Source organism: Idiomarina sp. OT37-5b, from assembly GCF_002968395.1.
GTDB lineage: Bacteria > Pseudomonadota > Gammaproteobacteria > Enterobacterales > Alteromonadaceae > Idiomarina > Idiomarina aquatica.
On sequence record NZ_CP027188.1, the window covers coordinates 1,345,764 to 1,367,999 of the forward strand.

Consider the following 22,236-nt stretch of genomic DNA (forward strand, 5'->3'; position numbering starts at 1 on the left):
GGTATAATCGCGCGCTTGCAAGCAGTCAGTTAAATAGGTGTCATTGTGGCAGTAACAGCGGATAGTAAGTACGGTTTCAATAAATTGCAAAAGCGCATCCGTCGCGAGACCGGTAAGGCCATCGAGCAATTTGGCATGATCGAAGCCAATGACAAGGTGATGGTGTGTTTGTCAGGCGGCAAGGACAGCTACACGCTGTTGGATACCCTGCTCTATTTGCAACGTGTAGCGCCGATTCGGTTCGAGTTGGTTGCCGTTAACCTGGATCAGAAGCAGCCGGGTTTCCCTGAGCACGTGTTGCCGGAGTACCTACAGCAGCTTGGCGTTGATTACGAAATCGTCGAAGAAGACACCTACAGTATCGTCAAAGACAAAATTCCTGAAGGCAAAACCACCTGTTCACTGTGTTCACGCCTGCGCCGCGGTATTTTGTACAAAACCGCGAAACGTCTGGGGGCTACCAAAATTGCACTGGGCCACCACCGCGATGACATGATCGAAACTTTGTTTTTGAACATGTTCCATGGTGGCAAACTGAAGTCGATGCCGCCCAAACTCGTCAGCGACAATGGTGAGCACGTGGTTATCCGACCGTTGGCGTTTTGCCGCGAAAAGGATATTGCCCGTTATGCCGAGGCGATGGCGTTTCCGATCATCCCCTGTAATCTGTGTGGCTCGCAGGAGAACCTCCAGCGTAAGCAGATTAAGGCCATGCTGAGCGAGTGGGACAAGCGTTTTCCGGGACGCATCGAGAGCCTATTCACGGCCATGCAGAACGTCACGCCATCGCACTTAGTTGACGCTAATTTGTTCGATTTCCGAGCTGTTACCGCCACGGGTGAAGCCGACGAAAACGGTGACTGGGCCTTTGATGCGCCGCCGCTGAGTCATGAGCAGACGCAACAAAAAGGGCCGCCGAGCGACCCTGCTAACGCGATTAAAATAACGCAGATTGCTTAATTTGCCGTCTGCGGCTTATCGCCTAATTGCGCCGCCATCTGTTGTTTTACTTCCATAACCAACGGGCGATTGACGCGAATCATTGATTGTAGTTCTTCAATGTACTCATCGCCCCGCTCTGAGTAGCTACCCAGCCCCTCAACCAATTCGATGGCGCGCAATTCTTCATCACGGGCGCGCTTACGCTCGCGCAGCAAGCGCAAATCCATGTACGGTGGATGGGTGTTAATGTTGCGCATATAGCTGCGAACCGACTGGTTGACCGAGTCGAATTTAGCCACTTCATACACCTGTCCTTCCGGCCGCTGGTTAGGAACTATGCCGCAGCCTTCGCGGTAACACCACTGACCAAACAGGTTCAAACCGCGGCGGGCAAAACGTGACGTGCCCCAGGCCGATTCATTGGCCGCCTGCATCAGCACCATCATCTCAGGCACCACATCGACTCGACGCTTGAGCACGGCAAACACCTGTTCGTTGCTTAAACTGGGGTCCACTTCGTAATAATCCATTAACTGTGCCAGTTGCCGGCGATCGGCATCGTTGAGCATATTGGCTTTAAAGTTCTCCTCGATTTCCAGCAACTTGGACCGCGAGTGCAAAATACGCAGGTTCTCGGCTTCGATCAGCGGTAACAAATAGCTGAAAAACTCGAGTTTTTTCTCGTTCACATCGGTAAACTGAGAAAAGTCCGGTAATTCATCGTAAACGCCAATTTTGGGCACCGGCGGCAGCCCGGTGGTTTCACTGTATTCCGTTTCCGCAGGCTCGAAAGTCACGGTGAACGGCAGCAGCAACGCCAGTAAACTGACAGCAACAAAAAATACGATAAAAAGAAAACGCATGTTATTCCTCATAATCAGGCGGTCCACGGCGAATCGTCGTCACCCTGCGGTTGGGGCTTGTCGAGCTTGATGGTGACCCCAACGGTTTCTTTGTAAACGACACCAACCAGGTTGAAGATCAGTGGCACCACAAAAATCAACGGCAGAAAGAACATAAACGAACTGAGTATTACCAGCCCGGTGACCACAAATAGCAACAAAATGAACTGTGGTAATTTGTAATGCACAATTCGTAGCGAATAATAAATGGCATTCAATGGCGTGATGCCGCGTTCCACCACCAGCGGTAACGCGTAAGCAAATACCACGCTAAAATAAATCTGCGCAAGGACACTTAGCCCCCAGTGCAACTGGCCGGTCAGGATTAAACCGAGTTGAGTGATGATACTGGTGGCCAGTAACGTTGCAATCAGCGGGCCTGCGCGCGAAAAGCCGTCAAAGATGTCGGCGGCTTTGGTCGGAATATCCACGCTGTGACGGATACCCATTAAAATCAACCCACCCCAGAACGGCGCGCCCACAGCCGAGCCAATCAGTGATAAGATCATCAATGCGTTCTGGGAAACCGGTTGCCCTGCCTGTTGCGGCACGACTTGATCGACCCATTGCTCAGGCAGCACACTAAAGGCCACCAGGGTCAGTACCAATAAAATGCCCAGAAACGCCAAAAAACCGAGGAACAGCGAAACCCAGTGGCTCCGTGTAGCGGCCAACGTGTAGCGGAAAATTTCGCCAAGGTTCAGTGCATACTGACCGCGTAGTGCGTCAGTGAGGTTGCCACCGATGATCATTTGCTGTTGTTCGTCGTTATTTGTTTGCATGGGTTACCATAGTACTTGAAACAAGAGCCCCCTATAGTAGAGGATCTTCCCCCTCGTTCACAATCAAAAGGAAACCTTGATGCAACGACGTCACGCAAAACGTACTTCGCGTCCACGCCCGGCAAACCCGAAGCTGGTGTTGTTTAACAAGCCCTACGGTGTGCTCTCGCAGTTTTCCGGCGAAGCCGGAGATGCCACGCTAAAAGACTGGGTGCCGCACAAGGACGTTTACCCTGCAGGACGCCTCGATAAAGACAGCGAAGGGCTGATGCTGTTAACCAATGACGGCGTCTATCAGGCGCGCCTGTCAAATCCGAAATACAAGGTCTGGAAGACCTACTGGGTGCAGGTTGAGGGTGAACCGACCACCGAACAGCTGCGGCAGTTGCAGCAAGGCGTTGAACTCAACGACGGTAAAACCAAACCGGCAGAAGCCTTTGTCATGGACGAACCACACGCCTTATGGCCGCGTAATCCACCGGTGCGGGAGCGCAAAAGTGTGCCCGACAGCTGGCTTTGCATCAAAATCCGCGAAGGCAAAAACCGTCAGGTACGACGGATGACGGCACACGTTGGTTTACCAACGCTACGCTTGATTCGCGCCCAAATCGGGCCTTATAAACTGGCCGGATTAGCCCCCGGAGAATGGCGCGAAGAGCCGCCAGTGTGGTAGAATGCGCGCCCAATAGCTTAAGTAACCGAATAGGTAGTGTGATCGAATGAGTGACGTCGCCACGAAGCCCGTAACTAACAATGCCAACAAGAAAGTCATCGTCGGAATGTCCGGCGGTGTGGATTCGTCCGTATCAGCCTACTTGCTGTTGCAGCAGGGCTTCCAGGTTGAAGGCTTGTTTATGAAAAACTGGGAAGAAGACGACTCGGACGAATACTGTGCCGCAGCAGAGGATCTCGCTGACGCCGAAAAAGTTTGCGAAACCCTGGGCATTGAGCTGCACACGGTCAATTTCGCGGCGGAATACTGGGACAATGTGTTCGAACATTTCCTCGACGAGTATAAAGCCGGGCGCACTCCCAACCCGGACATTATGTGCAACAAAGAAATTAAGTTTAAAGCGTTTCTGGAGTTTGCCGCAGAAGCCCTGGGGGCCGATTACATTGCGACCGGCCACTATGTCCGCCGTGCCTATGACGGCAAGCAGTGGCAATTACTGCGTGGCGTTGATAACAACAAAGATCAGAGTTATTTCCTCTATACGCTGAGCCACGAACACGTCGCTCAGACCCTGTTCCCGGTCGGCGAACTGGAAAAACCCGAAGTTCGCCGGATCGCCGAGCAGCAGGGTTTGGTTACCGCCGGTAAAAAAGACTCTACCGGGATTTGTTTTATCGGTGAACGGAAATTTAAAGACTTTTTGCAGCAGTACCTGCCGGCGCAGCCAGGAACCATTGAATCGGTTGATGGCGAAGAGCTTGGTCAACACGAAGGACTGATGTACCACACCATTGGTCAGCGTAAAGGGCTGCACATCGGCGGCTTGGCCGATGCGTCTGACGATCCTTGGTATGTGGTGGATAAAGACATTGAGCGAAACGTATTAATCGTCGCTCAGGGTAAGCATCATCCGCGTTTGTATTCAAAAGGACTGGTTGCCGGCCAATTGCACTGGATTGATCGTAAGCCACTACAACAGCCATTACGTTGCGCGGTGAAAACGCGTTATCGACAGCAGGACATTCCCTGCCAGGTGACGCCATTGGGTGACGACCAGGTTGAAGTGATTTTTGATGAGCCGGTAGCGGCGGTAACCCCGGGTCAGTCGGCGGTCTTCTACCTTGATGAGGTTTGCCTTGGCGGCGGTATTATCGAACAACGTTTGACCGACTTTGAGGTCAAGCTATGAATGATTGGCAACAACGGGTACTGGCGCTGTCGGGCATGGCGCTGAGTGCGGCCGCGGTACAACAATTGGCGCGTTCCGGTCAGGTGCTGCACGATACCGTTACCGACACGCTGATCAACAGTGTGCTGAACCTGGAACCGGAATCCACGCTGGCCGTTTACGGTTCGCTGGAAGCCATGCGCCCCGGCTTTAATACGCTGTTGCAGCAAATGGGCAACGGCACGCAAAAAGACCTTGAATTAACGCGTTATATGGTCGGCATGATCCACCTTTCGCGACGTCTGTTGAACGATAAAAAGGCCTTGGCCGAACTCGGCCGGCAGTTAGAGCAAGTCAGCCGCCAGTACCATGAGTTTGGTTTCGAACGTTATCGTATTCTGCAAAGTCTGGCGTCGATTTATCGCGAGCTCATCAGCCCGCTGGGACAACCCATCCGCATCAACGGCAATCCGACACATTTAAAAAATGAAGCGAATCAGCATCATATTCGGGCGTTGTTACTCGCGGGTGTGCGCAGTGCCGTACTGTGGCAACAAGTGGGCGGCAAACGCCGGCACTTTTTATTTTCGCGCAAACGTATGCTGGATACTGCAAAGCAGTTATTGCAGTCCGCCTGAAGCGTGCACAATTTATTGATACTTTAATTAACTACTATTGACCTCTGGAGAACATCAACATGCTGCCTTTTTCAACCCTAACCGCCCTATCACCGGTCGACGGTCGCTATGCCAGCAAAGTAGAAGCGTTACGTCCTATTTTTAGTGAGTATGGTTTGATTAAGTTCCGTGTCACTGTTGAAGTTCGCTGGTTGCAGCAACTGGCAGAGGTTAACGGTATTGATGAAGTGCCGGCGCTGAGCGCTGAGGCTATGCAAGTATTGGATGACATCGTTAATAACTTTAGTGTTGAAGACGCTGAGCGGGTGAAAACCATTGAGCGTACCACCAACCATGACGTTAAAGCGGTTGAGTACCTGTTAAAAGAAAAAGTCGCTGACCACAGCGAGTTGGCCAAGATCTCTGAGTTCATTCATTTTGCCTGCACCTCAGAAGACATCAACAACTTGTCTCATGGCCTGATGCTGGCAACCGCCCGTGATGAGGTTTTGGTGCCACTGATGCAGGAACTGGTCGATACGGTTAAAGCCAAAGCCAAAGAATACAAGTCGGTTGCGATGATGGCGCGTACGCATGGCCAGCCGGCAACACCAACCACCATGGGTAAAGAGTTTGCCAATGTCGCCATTCGCCTGCAGCGCCAGTTAGAGCAAGTTAAAGCGGTTCGCCTGATGGGCAAAATTAATGGCGCGGTCGGTAACTACAATGCGCACCTTGCCGCCTACCCTAACGTCGACTGGCATCAGGTGTCAGAGCAATTCGTCCGTTCGCTGGGTCTGGATTGGAACGCCTATACCACACAGATTGAACCGCACGACTACGTGGCTGAGCTGTTTGATGCGGTATCGCGCTTTAACACCGTACTGATCGACTTTGACCGTGATCTCTGGGGCTACATCGCGCTCAACCACTTTAAACAAAAAACCGTCGCCGGCGAAGTCGGTTCTTCGACCATGCCGCATAAAGTAAACCCGATTGATTTTGAAAACTCTGAAGGCAACCTGGGTATCGCCAATGCGGTGATGTCACACCTGGCGCAAAAGCTGCCGATCTCGCGCTGGCAGCGCGATCTGACCGACTCAACAGTGTTGCGTAATCTGGGTGTCGGTATCGCCCACGCGGTCATCGCTTATCATGCCAGCCTAAAAGGGCTGAGCAAACTGGAAGTTAACGCCGACGTATTGAGTAAAGAGCTGGACGCGAATTGGGAATTGCTGGCAGAGCCGGTGCAGACGGTAATGCGTCGCTACGGCATTGAAAAGCCTTACGAAAAACTGAAAGAACTGACCCGTGGTAAACGGATTACGCCAAGTGACCTGGCGGCCTTTATCGACGCGCTGGAACTGCCGCAGGCGGCCAAAGATGAAATGAAAGCGTTAACGCCGGCAACCTATATCGGCCGTGCTGAAGCCTTCGTGGATGAATTGTCGTGAAATTGAACGCCGACGTTTTTAACCGAGCCGAATTTCTTAGCGGCACCTGGCAGCAGCAACCGCGGTTGCTGCGTGCCGGTTTTCCGGCCTTTGAAGACCCGGTCGAAGCAGAAATTCTGGCCGGTCTGGCAATGGAAGACGGTGTCGACTCACGCATTGTGCAATGCCGTTATGATGCCGATGGTAAGCCCACCGACTGGCACGTAGAGCACGGTCCGTTCAGCGATTACGAAAGCTATGGTGAAAACAACTGGACCTTGCTGGTGCAGTCGGTCAATGAATGGTTGCCGCAAGTCGGTTCATTGCTCAGTGCGTTTGAATTTTTACCGGAATGGCGTCTCGACGACGTGATGGTCAGTTTTTCCTGCGAAGGCGGTGGTGTCGGCCCTCACCTTGATCAGTATGATGTGTTCATCATTCAGGGCAGCGGACGCCGGCGTTGGCGTGTCGGGCAGCGGCAGACCATGACCAGCTATCAGCCGTGTACCGACCTGACGCTGGTGGAAGAGCCGTTCGACGCGGTGATTGATGAAGTGCTGGAACCTGGCGATGTGCTCTATATCCCGGCCGGTTGCCCCCATGACGGCGTGGCGCTGGAGCCAAGCTTAAACTATTCGGTTGGCTTTCGCGCCCCGTCGCAAGCGGAGTGGTTATTGCAACTTGGCGATCAGGCCCTGCAGCACGATGTGCTCAACCGGCGCTATCAGGATCCACAACTGCAGCCTGACACCGCAACACACGAAGTCAGCGACATTCAGTTAGCACAGTGTAAGCAGTTGTTGGCGGATGCGTTACAGGGCAACGGTGCCGATGACCTGCTGATGCGCATCATGTCCCAAAGCAAACGTGAGTTGGTCGAGCCGGAACTGCCCTACGTGGCTGAACAAATTCCTGAGTTGTTGCAGCAACAAGGCGCTATCATTGCCCGCGCTCCCGGTGCACGTTGGTTGTACAGCGCCTCCTTGCAGTCCTATTACAGCGGCGGCGAACGCTTTCAACTGAACCGCGCGATTCAGCCACTGGCTGAGGCTCTGGCGGGTTTACGTCAGGAAGCAGCAGCCGAGCCATGGTTAGCCTTGGTTAATAACGACAACGCGTGTCAGTTGCTGGCCGACTTATTGAATTTAGGCACTTTTGTGCTTTTTTTGGAGACCGATTAGCAGTTTACGTTAACTGTAAACAAGAGTTGCTAAACAGGCGTTTGAATTCGTTTTTTTATTTCGTGGATTAAGTAGCGCAGACCCTGTCTTGATGGTAATGTGCGCGCAATTTCGAGAACCAATGAGGAAGGAAATTCATGTCTCTATTCGAGCATCCTGAATTTGATCATCATGAAGAAGTGGCATTTTGCCATGACGAAGAATCTGGCCTGAAGGCCATCATCGCTGTTCATGATACAACGCTCGGCCCAAGCCTTGGTGGTACACGGCTTTGGAATTACAGCTCATCAGCCGAAGCATTAACCGACGTATTGCGTTTGTCACGCGGTATGACCTACAAAAGTGCCATGGCCGGTTTGCCGCTGGGTGGCGGTAAAGCCGTTATTATTGGTGACGCAAAAACCATCAAGAGCGAGCAGCTGTTCCGTGCGTATGGCCGTTTCATCAATAGCCTGGGTGGTAAATACATCACTGCGGAAGACGTCAACATCCGCACCAGCGATATTGACATTGTGGCACAGGAAACTCAGCACGTTGCCGGTACCGCGGATAAAGCCGGTGACCCTTCCCCACACACCGCACTGGGCACCTATTTAGGTCTTAAAGCCGCGGCCAAGCATCGCTTGGGCAGTGAAGATCTGAATGGCGTTAAAATCGCGGTTCAGGGTCTGGGTGCAGTTGGTTATGACTTTGCCAAGTACTGTCGCGAAGACGGCGCTGAGCTGATCGTTACCGACATCAACGAAGAAGCACTGGAGCGCGCGAAGAACGAATTGGGCGCAACCGTTGTCGGCTTAGATGAAATCTACTCGGTTGACGCTGACATTTATGCGCCATGCGCGCTGGGTGCGACCATCAACGATGAAACACTGAAGCAATTGAAGTGCAAAATCATTGCCGGTAGTGCGAACAACCAGTTGGCCAATCCTAAGCATGACAAGATGGTCAAAGACATGGGCATTCTTTACGCACCGGATTATGTCATTAATGCCGGCGGCGTTATCCACGTTTGTTCAGAAGCGGCTAACATGTCGTTGGAAGAGACCGACAAACGGGTACGTGATATCTACAATACCCTGGATAAGCTATTTACCCGTGCTAAAGAAGAAGATCGTCCGACCGGAGAACTGGCTGACGAAATGGCGCGCGAAATCATCGCTAACGCCAAAAAGTAAACGGTGTTACTCGCGTGCTAGTCAAAGCACGCGAGTACAACTTCCAGCGGGTGCCTCACCCGCTTGTTTTCCATCCGTTTAACCTGTGAACGACAGGAAAACCCGGTGGCGACAATGCCGCTGGTTCCGTACGCATCAATCGCCTGTTGCCAGCCCATTTGATACAGCGCCTTGCTGTCCTGCTGATGTTGTTTTTCGTGGCCAAAGGTACCGGCCATACCGCAACAACCAACGTTCACTACATCCAGTTGCAGACCAAACGCCCGAAACAGCTGTTGCCAGTGTTTCGCTGACTCCGGAATAAAACTCTGCTCTGTACAATGTAACAGTAATCCATAGGTGCGGTTGGTGGTCTCCGCCATCGGTGACAGTGGCTTACCTTCAAACCACTCAACCACCGTTTTCACTTGCAGCTTAGCCGCGATCTCATCGCCCAGAGCCTGCCGGTATTCGTCGCGGAATACCAGTGCCGTTGAACTGTCGACGCCGACCAATTCAATGCCACGTTCACATAACGGCAGCAGTTGCTCAGCCACGGTTGCCGCCGTTTGTTTAAACTCACTGAGATAGCCTTTTACGTGTTGCGCTTTACCATGGCCTTTAAACGGCAACAACACCGGCGTGTAGCCCAGTCGTTTAACCACCATCGCAAAGGCTTCGACCACACCCGCCTCATAGAAACTGGTAAACGGGTCCTGCACAATAACGACAAAGTTTTCGCGTTCGGCGTCATCACAGGCCAAAATGTCGCTCGTATCCATGCTCGGCAATTGCAGCTTTCGCCAGCGTTGCGACAGACTGGGTACTGAAAACTCCGGCGTATCGACGTAACCGACCACTGATTCCAGTACCGTTCGCGACACCGAGTTATTAGTCAGCGCGTTGCTTAGACGCGGCGCCTTAGCCCCCCAGCGTGCGGTGGTTTCCACATTTTTAACCAGCCAGTCTTTTAGCGGCCTGGCGTAGCGACTGTAATAATGTTCTAAAAAGCGCGCTCGGAATGTCGGAACGTCAACGCTGACCGGGCATTGGTTGGTACAGGCTTTACACGCCAGGCATTTATCCATCGATGCCCGCACCTCGTGACTGAAGTCGTCGCGGTGCAACCAACGATTGAGCATTTTCTTCGGCCACGGCAGTGGCTGTTGCGGTGACTGCGCCGCATCGAAGCCTGCCGCTGCCCCCAGTCGCAACCATTCGCGCATCAATGACGAACGCCCTTTCGGAGAATAGCGGCGATCACCACTGACTTTATAGCTCGGGCACATAACCGCACTGGTGTCGTAGTTAAAACAAAGCCCGTTACCATTACAGTCCATGGCATTGCGGAAGCTGTCGCGGGTCGCTACCGGAATTTGCCGGTCATAATAACCGCGCTTAGTTGCATCAACGGACACCAATTGGTGTTCGCCTTCAAGCGGTGTGCAGATTTTTCCCGGATTCAGTTGGTTGTTGGGGTCGACGGCCGTTTTTATCTTGCGTAATTCGGTAAATAATTGCTCACCAAAAAACGCCGGCGCGTATTCCGAACGATAACCTTTACCGTGTTCACCCCACATTAACCCGCCGTATTTTGCGGTTAAGGCGGCCACCTTGTCACTGATTTCGCGCAGCACCTTTTCGTCATTGGGCTCGGTTAAATCCAGTGCCGGGCGTACGTGCAGCACCCCGGCATCGGCATGACCGAACATGCCATAGTGCAAACCGGCGTTATCCAGTAACTGGCGGAATTCCATAATAAAATCGGCCAGCTTTTCCGGCGGCACTGCGGTATCTTCAGCAAAGGCCACGGGCTTACGACGACCTTTGGTAGCTCCCAGCAATCCGACCGATTTCTTGCGCATGGCGTAAATGGTTTGAATGCTTGGCAGGTCGTCACAGATTTGATACCCGATCACACCTTTTGCGTCTTTGCTGTTGATCAGCTTATCCAGCCGTTCACACAACGACGACACTTTACTGCGGTTTTCCTCTTCGTCGGTACTGGCAAACTCCACCATGTTAATACCGTTCATGGTGTGCCCTTCGACATCGGTCAGCAACGGTTCAACCGAATGCCAGATGATGTCTTCACGGGCCAGGTTGAGCACTTTACTGTCGATGGTTTCAACCGAGGTGGCATTGGCCTGCACCAAAAACGGCGCGTTATTCAGAGCCGCCTGAAAATCGCTGTATTTAACATTAACTAAGGTGCGGTATTTCGGGATTGGGGTGATGTTAAGTTTGGCTTCTGCGACAAAACCCAGGGTGCCCTCAGAGCCAGCGATCAGCCGTGAAACATCCAGGGTGTTGTGCTCAGGATCATAGGTGTGCTTGAGATCATAGCCGGTTAAAAAGCGGTTTAACGGTGGAAACTTGGCGTCGATATCATCACGAAAGCCAACGCAGGTATCCAGAGCCTGACGATACAAGCGTCCTACCACGGTCGCTTTTTCACTGATGGCTTGTGCCTGCTGCAGCGAGACCGGACCACTTTCCAGCTTTTCGCCACCCATTAACACGGTACTCAACGCAAGAATGTGATCACTGGTTTTCCCGTACACCAGTGAACCTTGCCCGGAGGCATCGGTGTTGATCATGCCACCTAAGGTGGCACGATTACTGGTCGATAAATCCGGTGAAAAGAAATAACCGTAGGGGCGCAGTGCGTCGTTCAGTTGATCTTTCACCACACCGGCCTGCACACGAACCCAGCCCTGCTCCACGTTCACTTCGAGTACGCGGTTCATGTGACGACTGAGATCGACCACCAAGCCGGGCGTTAACGATTGGCCGTTCGTGCCGGTGCCGCCGCCACGTGGCGAAAATTGCACGTCCGCAAAGCGTTGCTCGGCCGCCAGCGAGGTGATGATCTGCAGATCAATGACGCTCTTGGGATAAAGTACGCCCTGCGGTAGCTGCTGATAAACACTGTTATCGGTGGCGGCAATAAGCCGCCCCGAATAACTGACATCCACATCTCCGCTGTAACTGGTTTTTGCAAGCGCCTGTAAAAACGTTTGGTACACTTGCGGTAAGCCGCGTTCGGCGACCAGCTTAGGAAGTTGCGTCATGTTCGTGTGTTATCCTCGTGTTCAGTCAATCGTAACAAGTTATAGGTTTTCAGCCAGGTACATCCAGGTTTCAACCACGGTATCAGGGTTCAGTGACACCGAGTCGATGCCGTGCTCGACCAACCACGCCGCCAAATCAGGATGATCGGATGGCCCCTGACCACAAATACCCACGTATTTGCCACGTTTTTTAGCGGTGGTGATGGCCATCGCCAACAACCGTTTAACCGCCTCATTTCGTTCGTCAAACAGGTGCGCGATGACGCCGGAGTCGCGATCCAGACCGAGGGTTAGCTGAGTTAAATCGTTTGAACCAATGGAGAAACCATCAAAGATATCGAGGAACTCGTCGGCTAACAACGCGTTTGACGGCAATTCACACATCATGATGACGCGCAGACCGTTTTCACCCTGTTTAAGCCCCTGCTCTTCGAGCAGCTCAATCACTTTACGGCCTTCTTCCAGCGTACGTACGAATGGGATCATGATTTCGACGTTGGTCAGTCCCATGTCGTTACGAACCCGTTTAATCGCCTCACACTCAAGCGCAAAACAGTCGCGGAATTCTTCTGAGATATAACGTGACGCACCGCGGAAACCCAGCATGGGGTTTTCTTCGTCCGGTTCATACTGACTGCCGCCGATCAGGTTAGCGTACTCGTTCGACTTAAAGTCACTCATACGCACGATAACCCGTTCCGGCGAGAACGCCGCACCCAAGGTGGCGATGCCCTCGGCCAACTTGGCAATGTAGTATTCACGCGGGCTGGAGTAGCCGGCGATCATGCCACGGATGGTTGCCTGTAGCTCTTCGCTTTGCTCGTCAAAATTAAGCAACGCTTTAGGGTGTACGCCAATCATGCGGTTGATGATGAATTCCAGTCGCGCCAAACCAATACCGGCGTGCGGTAAACGGGCAAAATCAAAGGCGCGATCCGGGTTACCGACGTTCATCATAATTTTCATCGGCAAGTTTGGCATTTTATCCACGGCGGTAGAGGTAACATCAAACTCCAGTTCGCCATCGTAGATGTAGCCGGTGTCGCCTTCGGCACAAGAAACCGTTACTTTGCGGCCGTTGCTGATCAGCTCATCGGCATTACCACAGCCGACCACCGCCGGAATGCCCAATTCGCGGGCAATGATGGCGGCGTGACACGTACGGCCACCGCGGTTGGTTACAATGGCGGCTGCACGCTTCATGATCGGTTCCCAATCCGGGTCGGTCATGTCGGTAACCAGTACGTCACCCGGTTGCACTTTATCCATCTCGCTGATGTCGTTAAGCACTTTCGCGACACCGGAGCCGATGCGTTGACCGATGGCGCGGCCTTCACAAATGACGTCACTTTTGTTTTTCAGCGCAAAACGCTCGATGGCCTGACCTTTCTGATTGGAACGGACCGTTTCCGGACGTGCCTGGACGATGTAGAGCTTGCCATCAACGCCGTCTTTGGCCCATTCGATGTCCATCGGACGGCCGTAATGTTGTTCGATAATGACCGCCTGGCGCGCCAGTTCTTCGACTTCCTCGTCGCTCACCGAGAAGGTCATGGATTTCGCCGGCTCGATGTCTTCGATCAGTGTTTGCTTGCCGTGGTCACGATCCTCAGAAAACACCATTTGGATCTGCTTGCTGCCAAGGTTACGGCGTAATACCGCCGGCCGCCCCGCTTTCAGCGTTGGCTTATGAACATAAAATTCGTCGGGGTTAACCGCCCCTTGCACCACCATCTCGCCTAAACCGAACGAAGACGTGATAAAGACCACGTCCTCAAAGCCGGATTCAGTATCAATGGTAAACATGACGCCCGATGACGCGATATCACTGCGCACCATCCGTTGTACCCCGGCTGATAACGCCACACCACGGTGGTCGTAGCCCTGGTGCACACGATACGAAATGGCGCGGTCATTAAACAATGACGCAAAAACGTGTTTTATCGCTTCCATTACCGCGTCAAGACCGCGCACGTTGAGGAAGGTTTCCTGCTGACCGGCAAAGGAGGCATCCGGCATGTCTTCGGCGGTAGCGGAACTGCGTACCGCAAAGCTGAATTCGTCGTTGTCTTCGCTGAGTTCTGAGAAGGCGGTTTTTATGGCTTGTTCAAATTCAGGCTGGAATGGTGTGTCGATAATCCACTGACGGATTTGCTGACCGGCTTTGCTCAATTCATTGACGTCATCGACATCGAGGGTATCGAGGAGCTGATGGATTTTATCGTTAAGCCCGCTTTGGTCAAGAAACTGATTATAGGCGTCTGCGGTGGTGGCAAAACCACCTGGGACTTCAACTCCGGCGCCGGCTAGGTTGCTGATCATTTCGCCTAAGGAGGCATTCTTTCCGCCTACCCGATTAACGTCCTGCATGCCGAGTTGCTGGTACCACAATACGTATTCTTGCACGTCACTGTCCTCAAATTTTTGTCGATGGAGGTGAAAGTGCTCAGCATTTTACACTTTGCAGCACAACAAGTTAATATCTGTCCACACATTATTAAAATAAGAACTGTAAATATGCGCACCGCGTTTTATATCTCTGATGGCACCGCATTAACCGCGGAGGCCTTTGGTCATGCTTTGTTATCGATGTTTCCGGTTGAGTTTCAACACAAAACGCTACCCTTTGTCGACACTCAGGATAAAGCCGAAAAAATCTGCCGCCAAATCCGCCAGTCGCTGAAGGAAGACGGTGAACCACCGCTGATTTTTCATACCTTTGTAAACGAAAAATTGAAAACTAAGATCACCAACTGCGGCGGTATATCCTACGATTTCCTGGAGCAATTTAAGGGCTCAGTAGAACAGGAATTGAAGGTAAAAGCCGAACCGAAAACGCACCGTACACACGGGGTACATAAAAATTATAATTTTCGCGTCGATGCCATTAACTACGCGCTGGATAACGACGATGGGAAACGCCTTAATCAGCTTGATGAGGCAGACATCATTTTGGTTGGCGTGTCACGTACCGGTAAGACACCGACCAGTTTGTATCTGGCCCTGCAGTACGGCATCAAGGCGGCAAATTATCCGCTCACCGAAGACGACGATTTCGAACACCTGGATTTACCCAAGGAACTTAAGCAACAACGCCACAAGCTGTTTGGACTAACGCTGAATGCGCAACGCTTGCATGAAATTCGCAGTCAGCGTCGGCATGGTAGCCAGTACGCATCGATGCAACAATGTCGGTTTGAATTACAGGAAGTGGAAAAGCTGTATCGCCGCGAGGCCATACCGTTTATCAATTCGACGCATTTTTCAGTGGAAGAAATTGCCGCTAAGATTTTAGCCAAAACCAATCTGCAACGGCGCCGTTATTAACGACGCCATTGCCAAATGGCTGACCTACATATTTAGGCGGCGTTGGTGCTTTCGAAGATTTTGTCAGCGGATGCTGCCACAAAACCACTGTACAGCTTGCCGTCTTCAACTTCGTAACGTTTCGCAAACTCGTAAAAACACGATGGAATTTCAACGGTTTGATCGGAAAACGCCACAGGGTGACGGTTGGCCATGGTCGAGGACTGCTCTAAATAAACCTCAGGTGAGCCTTTAATCTCACCGCCCGAGGTATTCAGCGTAAAGCCGGCCTGTTTCAGTGTTTCATTAACCTGCTCGAGCGAATCAAAGCCAGGCAGGTAATTAACGCTAACGGTAAAGTGGTTGGCGCAGAAACCGAACGCCGACATCCACGCTGCGTATTCACTCTCTTCCAGCAGCTCCAGATAATCGGCGTGGCTGACCTGCCAGTGCGTTCCTGAATACAAAAAGTCGTCTTTGCTGACTGCGTCCGCGTCAACCTGTGCCACCATGGCTTTAACTTTTTGCTGCAGACTGTCGCTGAACTCTGCGGTCATCAGCTCGCTGATAAACACTTTTGGCAGCGTCGGATCGTCGTGCTCATAATGCTTGGCGCGAAGCTTTTTCTCTTCAAAGTGATAATCGCCACCTTCTTTATAGCCTAACGCTAAAAAGTGTTGAGCCAAGGCTTCCAACCGCACCGGCGCAATGTCAAAGGTACGGAAAGCAACGTGATCGTTAACGATCGGATGACCTTTACCCAACACTTCATGCACTTTTGGTGCTGATGGCGTACGCGAAATATAGTCTTGCCATAAACGCTCAAATAATTGCTCAACTTGCTGAGACATGACAATAAGATCCTTTACAACTGTAATGAGAATTTAACCGTGTCCGTTACGTGCTGAACGTAACGACTCAGCCACTAAAAACGCCAATTCTAACACTTGGTCAGCATTAAGTCTTGGGTCACATTGTGTACGATAGCGGCTGGACAAATCCGACTCACTGATTTGATAGGCGCCACCGGTGCACTCAGTAACATCCTCACCGGTCATTTCCAGGTGAATACCGCCGGCATAGGTGCCCTCGGCCTGATGTACCGCGAAAAACTGGCGTAATTCCTTGTGGATCGCATCAAAATTACGCGTTTTCAAACCATTGTCGGCTTTCGTGGTATTGCCATGCATTGGGTCACTCGACCACACCACATGACGGCCTTCAGCCTTGACGCGACGCACCAGCTTCGGCAGGTTATCGGCCAAATTGTCCGCACCCATACGGCTAATGAGCGTAATTCGTCCGGCTTCGTTACCCGGGTTGAGAATATCCAACAACTCGATCAGTTCGTCTTCCGGCATGGTTGGACCGACTTTAACGCCAATCGGATTATGAATGCCGCGCATGAATTCGACGTGCGCGTGGTCCAACTGGCGGGTACGCTCACCGATCCAAATCATGTGCGCCGAACAGTCGTAAGGCAACCCAGTCAGCGTGTCTGTACGAGTCAACGCTTGTTCATAAGGTAATAACAGCGCTTCGTGTGACGTAAACAGCTGTGTCTCGTGCAGGGTTGCGTTGGTCTCAGTGTTGATGCCCAACACTTCCATAAACTGCAACGCCGACTGAATTTGCTCGGCAATTTGCTGATAACGTTCTTTTAGCGGGTTGGTGGCTAAGAAGCCGAGGTTCCACTTATGCACTTTGTGCAAGTTCGCCAGACCACCCTGAGCAAAAGCACGCAACAGGTTAAGGGTCGCCGCTGAATGGTGATAAGCCTTCAGCATTCGTTGCGGGTCCGGCTGCCGCGCCGCCTCGGTAAAATCAATCCCGTTGATGATATCACCGCGATAACTCGGCAGGCTGACACCATCAATGGTTTCCAGATCGCTCGACCGTGGTTTCGCGTACTGTCCCGCCATGCGGGCAACCTTGGTGACAGGACAATTGCCGGCAAAGGTCATCACGATGGCCATTTGCAGGATCACTTTAAAGGTATCGCGAATTTTCGGCGCGTTGAAATCGCTAAAAGATTCGGCGCAGTCGCCGCCTTGCAACAAAAAGCCACGACCGTGACAAACGTCCGTTAACTGTGTGCGTAAGGCACGGATTTCTTCAGCAAACACCAACGGTGGGTATTGGCTTAATTCCTGCTCAACCTGTTTTAGCTGTTCAGCGCTTTGGTAATTCGGCTGTTGTTTGATGGGCTTATCGCGCCAACTACGTGCATGCCACTGGCTCATAACTGCATACCCAGTTTGTAAATGATTCGGAACCCTCAAATCTAACGGGGATAGCGCCTAAAAGCAACGCTATCCCCGTGATATTAAGCGGTTATTTTGCGGCGCGTTGACGTAACGCGTGAATTCGTTCATCCAAGGACGGATGACTCATGAATAATTTGCTTAAGCCGCTGCGTTTGCCGTTGATACCAAACGCCAGCATGGTGCCATCAAGGCGTGATTCCTGCGCGCGTTTTAAGCGCTCCAGCGCTGCGATCATTTTGTGCGGACCGACCAACGCCGCTGAACCCGCATCGGCACGGAACTCACGCTGCCGCGAGAACCACATGACGATGATGCTGGCCAGCACCCCAAACACCACTTCCAGCAGCATCACGATGCCAAAGTAAGCGAAGCTACCCAGTCCACCGCCCTGCTGATTGTTGCCGCGGGTGGCGTTATCAATAACGGAAGCAATGATGCGCGCAAAGAACATCACAAAGGTGTTCACCACCCCCTGGATCAGGGTTAAAGTCACCATATCGCCATTCGCAATGTGGCTGACCTCGTGCGCGAGCACCGCTTCGACTTCGTCCTGGCTCATGGCATCAAGCAGTCCGGTTGACACCGCCACCAGCGATTCTTTTTTACTGCGACCGGTGGCGAAGGCGTTCGGCTCAGGCGACTGATAGATAGCCACCTGCGGCATCGGCAGTCCAGCCTGTTGTGCCTGACGTCTGACCGTCTGCACTAACCACTGCTCGGCGCTGCTGCGCGGTGTCTCAATGACCCGCGCGCCGGTTGCGCGCAGTGCCATCCAACGTGACAACCACAGCGACACAAAGGCACCGCCAAAACCGAACAAGGCACAGAAAATCAACAACCCGCCGGCATTATTTAAACTGTAACCGGTGGCGTTACTGATCAAATTATAAATAAAACTGACCACCAGAATAATGGCCAGGTTCGTGGCAAGAAAAAGCGCAATTCTTTGCATAAGTTCCTCGGAAAAAAACCGCCTTAACTGACTGCGATATGGGTATTAGATGACGTTTTTACAAGTTCATTTTAGGCGTTTTTCAGCAAAATATTTTTTACCCCGGGTAAATACTGGCTCAAATTGCGTTGCTGCCAGTCCGGCGTATGCGGGATCTCGCCTAAACACGGCGCCTTAAGGCGCTGTCGCAGGGTGTCGATGTTTTGCTGGCGAAACGGCATCGGCTCGGCGCCGGTATCAACGGCTATCCAACCGGCCAACTTACAACCGTCGGCGGTAATGGCGCGGGCTGATAACACCGCATGGTTTAAACAGCCAAGTTTCATGCCCACCACCAGGATAACTTCAGCGCCGCTGGTTTGGACAAACTCTGGCATGGTGTAGGTACGGCTGAGCGGTAATTCCCAACCGCCGGCGCCTTCAATCACTAAGGCGTCCGGCTGCAGAGCAAGCACTTCGGTTAGACTTTGTTGCAACCGCTCCGGAGTAATTTCAATGGCAGCCAGTTGTGCCGCAATGTGGGGGGCGATTGCGGGTTCGAATGCCAGCGGGTTGGTCAATGGGTAGTCGCACTCCATCGACATCGCTGCCCGCAAAACACGAGCATCGGCATTCATCCAACGATCCTGTTGCCATTCACAGCCTGAAGCAACGGGCTTCATCGCCAGCGTCTGTAGTTGCTGCTGATTTAAGGCGTCGAGTAAAGCTTTAGCAGCCACGGTCTTGCCCGCATCGGTATCGGTTCCGGTGATAAAATAGCGTTTTGTCATCTTTTCTTGATTAATTATGATTAACTAATTGTTAATTTGCTTGTTGAATTTAATGGACATAATAACCCAGGTTAATGGTAACCCTTGATCAGTCCGGAAACGTTCGTAGTGTTTGGAAAAGTTCGCAAACCGACGCGGTGTCATCAGCCCCGGCTGTTGCGAGCGCTCAACAAAACTGGCACCAACCCCTTTAATACTTTGCAGTAATGCACGGGTATCGACAAAATATTGCGTGTGCGTGGCCAGCTCAACGTCATAATCGTTGACCCCGGCCCGCGCTAAACAATCGGCGACGTCATCGACGGTTTTAAAAGATTGCGTATGCGGGTGCTGATCAACCGTCTCCCAACTGCGTTTAAGCTCAGCAAAGGTGCCGGCCACCGGCAGATTGAACAGTGCCTGGCCGTTGCCTTTCAATACCCGCTGCATTTCGGCGATGGCGGACTCGAGCCGTGCGCACCATTGCAGCGACAGGTTGGCAAAACACGCATCAAACTGATCGGCCGCAAACGGCAAGCGTTCCGCACTGCCCTGCAGCAGAGGTACCGTTACCGGGGTCTGCCGACGAGCCTGTTCAAGCATCCCCGCCGCCACATCGACGCCATAGTACTGAGCGGCCAAAGCGCTTAATTGCGGATAAAACGACGCCGGCCCACAGCCAATGTCCAATAACCGCCCCGCAACCGGCTGCAGGCGCTCGAGCAACTGTCCGCCGACGGTTTGCTGAATGGCGTGGTGACGAGTATAGTCGGCGGCCGCTTTGGAAAAATAGTGAGCGATACGGTTAGCCGTCGATGTTTCACTGATGGTGTTTACCTGGCTCATTCTGCAACGCCTTGGCTCGGAGTCTGATTCGGAGCATGGTTCAGAACATGGCTTGGCAATTGCTGCGCCACTTTATCAAGTGCTTGAGTCAGCGCCTTCAGGTGTTGTTCGGTATGACCACTTTGCAGGCTGATACGAATACGTGAGGTACCGGCCGGTACCGTCGGTGGACGCACCGCACTGACCCAAATGCCCTGTTCGCGCAGTAACTGTGCCGCCGTCATCACCGCCTCGTCGTCACCAATGACCCAGGTCTGTATGGGCGAATCGGAATCGATGGTCGCCAGGCCGGCTTGCCGCATATAGCTTTTGAAGCGATCGATGTGCTGTGCCAGCTGTTGTCGCCTGCGTTCCCCTTCGTCGCTGCGAATGATCGCCAGCGAAGCCCTTATGGCAGCCGCCTGGGACGGTGGAAACGCCGTTGAATAGATGTATTCACGGCAAAACTGCACAAGTGTTTCGATATCATCGTCATTGCCGGCAACGAAGGCGCCGGCGACACCAAAGGCTTTACCAAAGGTACCGGTCAATAGTCGCGTCTGTTTATTTAACGACGCAAAACTGCCCAGCCCGGCAGAGTTCCAGACGCCCAACCCATGCGCATCGTCCAGTATCAGGTTGAGCTTTTGCTCAGCAACGGTCGTTGCTAATGCGGCTGCCGGCGCCCGATCGCCGTCCATACTAAAGGTGCCTTCGGTCACCAGCCAATCGCCCGGGTTGGCATTGAGCTCGTGCAAGGCGTTGTGATGAAACCGTTTAAAGCGCTTTTTGCTGTGCCGGATGCCGTCAATTAACGACGCGTGACTCAGTCGATCAAAATGAATCGTGCCGCTTTCAGGCAAGGTGGTCAGCACCCCGTGGTTGGCGGCAAAACCGCTGTTAAATAATAAGGTTCGTTGAACCCCTAACCATTCAGCCAGTTCTTGCTCCAGCGCCTGGTGCTGCAGACAATAGCCACTCAGTAACGGTGAGCCGCTACTGCCGGCCCCCCAATCGTTCAGCGCCTGCTGGGCCGCTGCAATCACCTCAGGGTGCTGGCTCAGCGACAAATAGTCGTTACCGGCGAACATGCCGTTTAAGGTGTTGCTTTGGCGTGGCAGCCGACGCCGAAACAGCGACGACTGCCGGCGTTGATTAAGACGCGTCATAATAGCGGACTGGCTGCTCCTGTTCTTGCAACGCGTCTCCAATCACCGCTTCGTGAATCTCATCGTCATAACCGTGATGCGGTTCCGGCTCGAGACCTAGGCGCTCGAACAAGCGCAAATCTTTGTCTGCCTGCGGGTTAGCCGTCGTCAGTAGCTTCTCGCCGTAGAAAATCGAGTTTGCACCGGCGAGGAAACACAACGCCTGCATTTCGTCGGACATATCTTCACGACCGGCGGATAAGCGCACATGGGATTGCGGCATTAAAATACGTGCCACCGCGATGGTACGCACAAACTCCAGCGGATCCAGATCCTCCAACGCTTCGAACGGCGTGCCCTGAACTTTGACCAGCATGTTAATGGGTACACTCTCCGGGTGTTTCGGCAAATTGGCCAATTGCACCAACAGCGCCGCCCGGTCTCTGACCGACTCGCCCATGCCTACGATGCCCCCGGCACAGACTTTCATGCCGGCATCACGGACATTTTTTAAGGTCTGCAAACGGTCCTCATAGGTACGGGTGGTAATGATGTCACCATAAAACTCCGGCGAAGTATCCAGGTTGTGGTTGTAATAATCTAATCCGGATTGCTGCAACAGCTTCGCCTGTGGCTCACTCAGCATCCCCAGTGTCATACAGGTTTCCAGGCCGAGTGCCTTAACGCCCTTAATCATCTCGATAAGGTATGGCATATCGCGATCTTTTGGGTTACGCCAGGCCGCGCCCATGCAAAAACGGCTGGCGCCTTTGGCTTTAGCCGCCTCGGCCTCGGCCAGTACTTTCTGCACTTCCATTAAGCGCTCGCGATCAAGACCGGTGTGATAATGCGCGCTTTGCGGACAGTATTTACAGTCTTCCGGGCAGGCGCCGGTTTTGATTGAGAGCAGCGTGCTGACCTGAACTTGGTTGGGGTTAAAGTGCCTGCGGTGCGTGCTTTGAGCATCAAAAAGCAGGTCATTGAATGGTTTGGTCAGTAGCGCTTCCACTTCTTCAACGCGCCAGTTGTTTCTTATTGTTTGCGGGGTTGTTTGCATAACTTA

The 22,236-nt window shown here is 52.6% G+C and carries 19 protein-coding genes; 8 read left to right on the plus strand and 11 right to left on the minus strand.

The window, feature by feature from the left end:
- The first annotated feature begins 45 nt into the window (after positions 1 to 45).
- A complete protein-coding gene (gene ttcA / locus C5610_RS06270) occupies positions 46 to 960 on the plus strand; it encodes a tRNA 2-thiocytidine(32) synthetase TtcA (protein ID WP_187346283.1) in 915 nt (304 codons plus the stop codon).
- Here ttcA and C5610_RS06275 read toward each other — a convergent pair.
- Both C5610_RS06275 and C5610_RS06280 read right to left on the minus strand, forming a co-directional pair.
- On the minus strand, positions 957 to 1,805 hold the full coding sequence (locus C5610_RS06275) for a glucosaminidase domain-containing protein (protein ID WP_105306423.1): 849 nt from the start codon (positions 1,803 to 1,805) through the stop codon (positions 957 to 959). The genes ttcA and C5610_RS06275 overlap by 4 nt on opposite strands.
- A gap of 14 nt (positions 1,806 to 1,819) precedes the next feature.
- Positions 1,820 to 2,626: a hypothetical protein gene (locus tag C5610_RS06280; protein ID WP_105306424.1), complete on the minus strand. Its 807-nt coding sequence runs from the start codon at positions 2,624 to 2,626 to the stop codon at positions 1,820 to 1,822.
- A gap of 79 nt (positions 2,627 to 2,705) precedes the next feature.
- Between C5610_RS06280 and C5610_RS06285 the strand changes: the two genes are divergently transcribed.
- From C5610_RS06285 to C5610_RS06310, 6 genes are all read left to right on the plus strand, one after another.
- A complete protein-coding gene (locus C5610_RS06285) occupies positions 2,706 to 3,299 on the plus strand; it encodes a pseudouridine synthase (protein ID WP_105306425.1) in 594 nt (197 codons plus the stop codon).
- Positions 3,300 to 3,345: 46 nt separating this feature from the next.
- On the plus strand, positions 3,346 to 4,488 hold the full coding sequence (gene mnmA / locus C5610_RS06290) for a tRNA 2-thiouridine(34) synthase MnmA (RefSeq protein ID WP_105306426.1): 1,143 nt from the start codon (positions 3,346 to 3,348) through the stop codon (positions 4,486 to 4,488).
- Positions 4,485 to 5,105, plus strand: coding sequence for a high frequency lysogenization protein HflD (gene hflD, locus C5610_RS06295; protein ID WP_105306427.1), 621 nt, complete (start codon positions 4,485 to 4,487; stop codon positions 5,103 to 5,105). The genes mnmA and hflD overlap by 4 nt, the downstream gene beginning before the upstream one ends.
- A gap of 62 nt (positions 5,106 to 5,167) precedes the next feature.
- Positions 5,168 to 6,538, plus strand: a complete 1,371-nt coding sequence (gene purB, locus C5610_RS06300) for an adenylosuccinate lyase (protein ID WP_105307725.1) — start codon at positions 5,168 to 5,170, stop codon at positions 6,536 to 6,538.
- Positions 6,535 to 7,698, plus strand: a complete 1,164-nt coding sequence (locus C5610_RS06305) for a cupin domain-containing protein (RefSeq protein WP_105306428.1) — start codon at positions 6,535 to 6,537, stop codon at positions 7,696 to 7,698. Before purB ends, C5610_RS06305 begins: the two co-directional genes overlap by 4 nt.
- A 137-nt stretch (positions 7,699 to 7,835) precedes the next feature.
- On the plus strand, positions 7,836 to 8,873 hold the full coding sequence (locus C5610_RS06310) for a Glu/Leu/Phe/Val family dehydrogenase (RefSeq protein WP_105306429.1): 1,038 nt from the start codon (positions 7,836 to 7,838) through the stop codon (positions 8,871 to 8,873).
- 17 nt (positions 8,874 to 8,890) lie between these two features.
- Here the strand turns inward: C5610_RS06310 and C5610_RS06315 are convergent, their stop codons facing one another.
- Together C5610_RS06315 and ppsA are read right to left on the minus strand one after the other, a co-directional pair.
- Positions 8,891 to 11,926, minus strand: a complete 3,036-nt coding sequence (locus C5610_RS06315) for an FAD-binding and (Fe-S)-binding domain-containing protein (RefSeq protein WP_105306430.1) — start codon at positions 11,924 to 11,926, stop codon at positions 8,891 to 8,893.
- Between the two features lie 39 nt (positions 11,927 to 11,965).
- On the minus strand, positions 11,966 to 14,332 hold the full coding sequence (gene ppsA / locus C5610_RS06320; RefSeq protein ID WP_105306431.1) for a phosphoenolpyruvate synthase: 2,367 nt from the start codon (positions 14,330 to 14,332) through the stop codon (positions 11,966 to 11,968).
- Positions 14,333 to 14,443: 111 nt separating this feature from the next.
- Here ppsA and C5610_RS06325 point away from each other — a divergent pair, with 111 nt between their 5' ends.
- A complete protein-coding gene (locus C5610_RS06325; RefSeq protein WP_105306432.1) occupies positions 14,444 to 15,253 on the plus strand; it encodes a pyruvate, water dikinase regulatory protein in 810 nt (269 codons plus the stop codon).
- Positions 15,254 to 15,285: 32 nt separating this feature from the next.
- Here the strand turns inward: C5610_RS06325 and C5610_RS06330 are convergent, their stop codons facing one another.
- From C5610_RS06330 to bioB, 7 genes are all read right to left on the minus strand, one after another.
- Positions 15,286 to 16,083 carry a DUF1338 domain-containing protein gene (locus C5610_RS06330; protein WP_105306433.1) on the minus strand — a complete coding sequence of 266 codons (798 nt, stop codon included), beginning with the start codon at positions 16,081 to 16,083 and terminating at the stop codon, positions 15,286 to 15,288.
- Between the two features lie 33 nt (positions 16,084 to 16,116).
- The gene (locus C5610_RS06335) at positions 16,117 to 17,475 is read right to left on the minus strand and encodes a class II 3-deoxy-7-phosphoheptulonate synthase (protein ID WP_105306434.1); all 1,359 of its coding nucleotides are present in this window, start codon (positions 17,473 to 17,475) and stop codon (positions 16,117 to 16,119) included.
- Positions 17,476 to 17,566: 91 nt separating this feature from the next.
- Complete coding sequence (gene htpX / locus C5610_RS06340; RefSeq protein WP_105306435.1) at positions 17,567 to 18,451, minus strand: protease HtpX; 885 nt, start codon at positions 18,449 to 18,451, stop codon at positions 17,567 to 17,569.
- A gap of 71 nt (positions 18,452 to 18,522) precedes the next feature.
- Positions 18,523 to 19,221: a dethiobiotin synthase gene (gene bioD, locus C5610_RS06345; RefSeq protein WP_105306436.1), complete on the minus strand. Its 699-nt coding sequence runs from the start codon at positions 19,219 to 19,221 to the stop codon at positions 18,523 to 18,525.
- A 24-nt stretch (positions 19,222 to 19,245) separates the two neighbouring features.
- Positions 19,246 to 20,046, minus strand: coding sequence for a methyltransferase domain-containing protein (locus C5610_RS06350; protein WP_105306437.1), 801 nt, complete (start codon positions 20,044 to 20,046; stop codon positions 19,246 to 19,248).
- Positions 20,043 to 21,194 carry an aminotransferase class I/II-fold pyridoxal phosphate-dependent enzyme gene (locus tag C5610_RS06355; RefSeq protein WP_105306438.1) on the minus strand — a complete coding sequence of 384 codons (1,152 nt, stop codon included), beginning with the start codon at positions 21,192 to 21,194 and terminating at the stop codon, positions 20,043 to 20,045. The genes C5610_RS06350 and C5610_RS06355 overlap by 4 nt, the downstream gene beginning before the upstream one ends.
- Complete coding sequence (gene bioB, locus C5610_RS06360) at positions 21,181 to 22,230, minus strand: biotin synthase BioB (protein ID WP_105306439.1); 1,050 nt, start codon at positions 22,228 to 22,230, stop codon at positions 21,181 to 21,183. Before bioB ends, C5610_RS06355 begins: the two co-directional genes overlap by 14 nt.
- Positions 22,231 to 22,236: the final 6 nt, after the last annotated feature.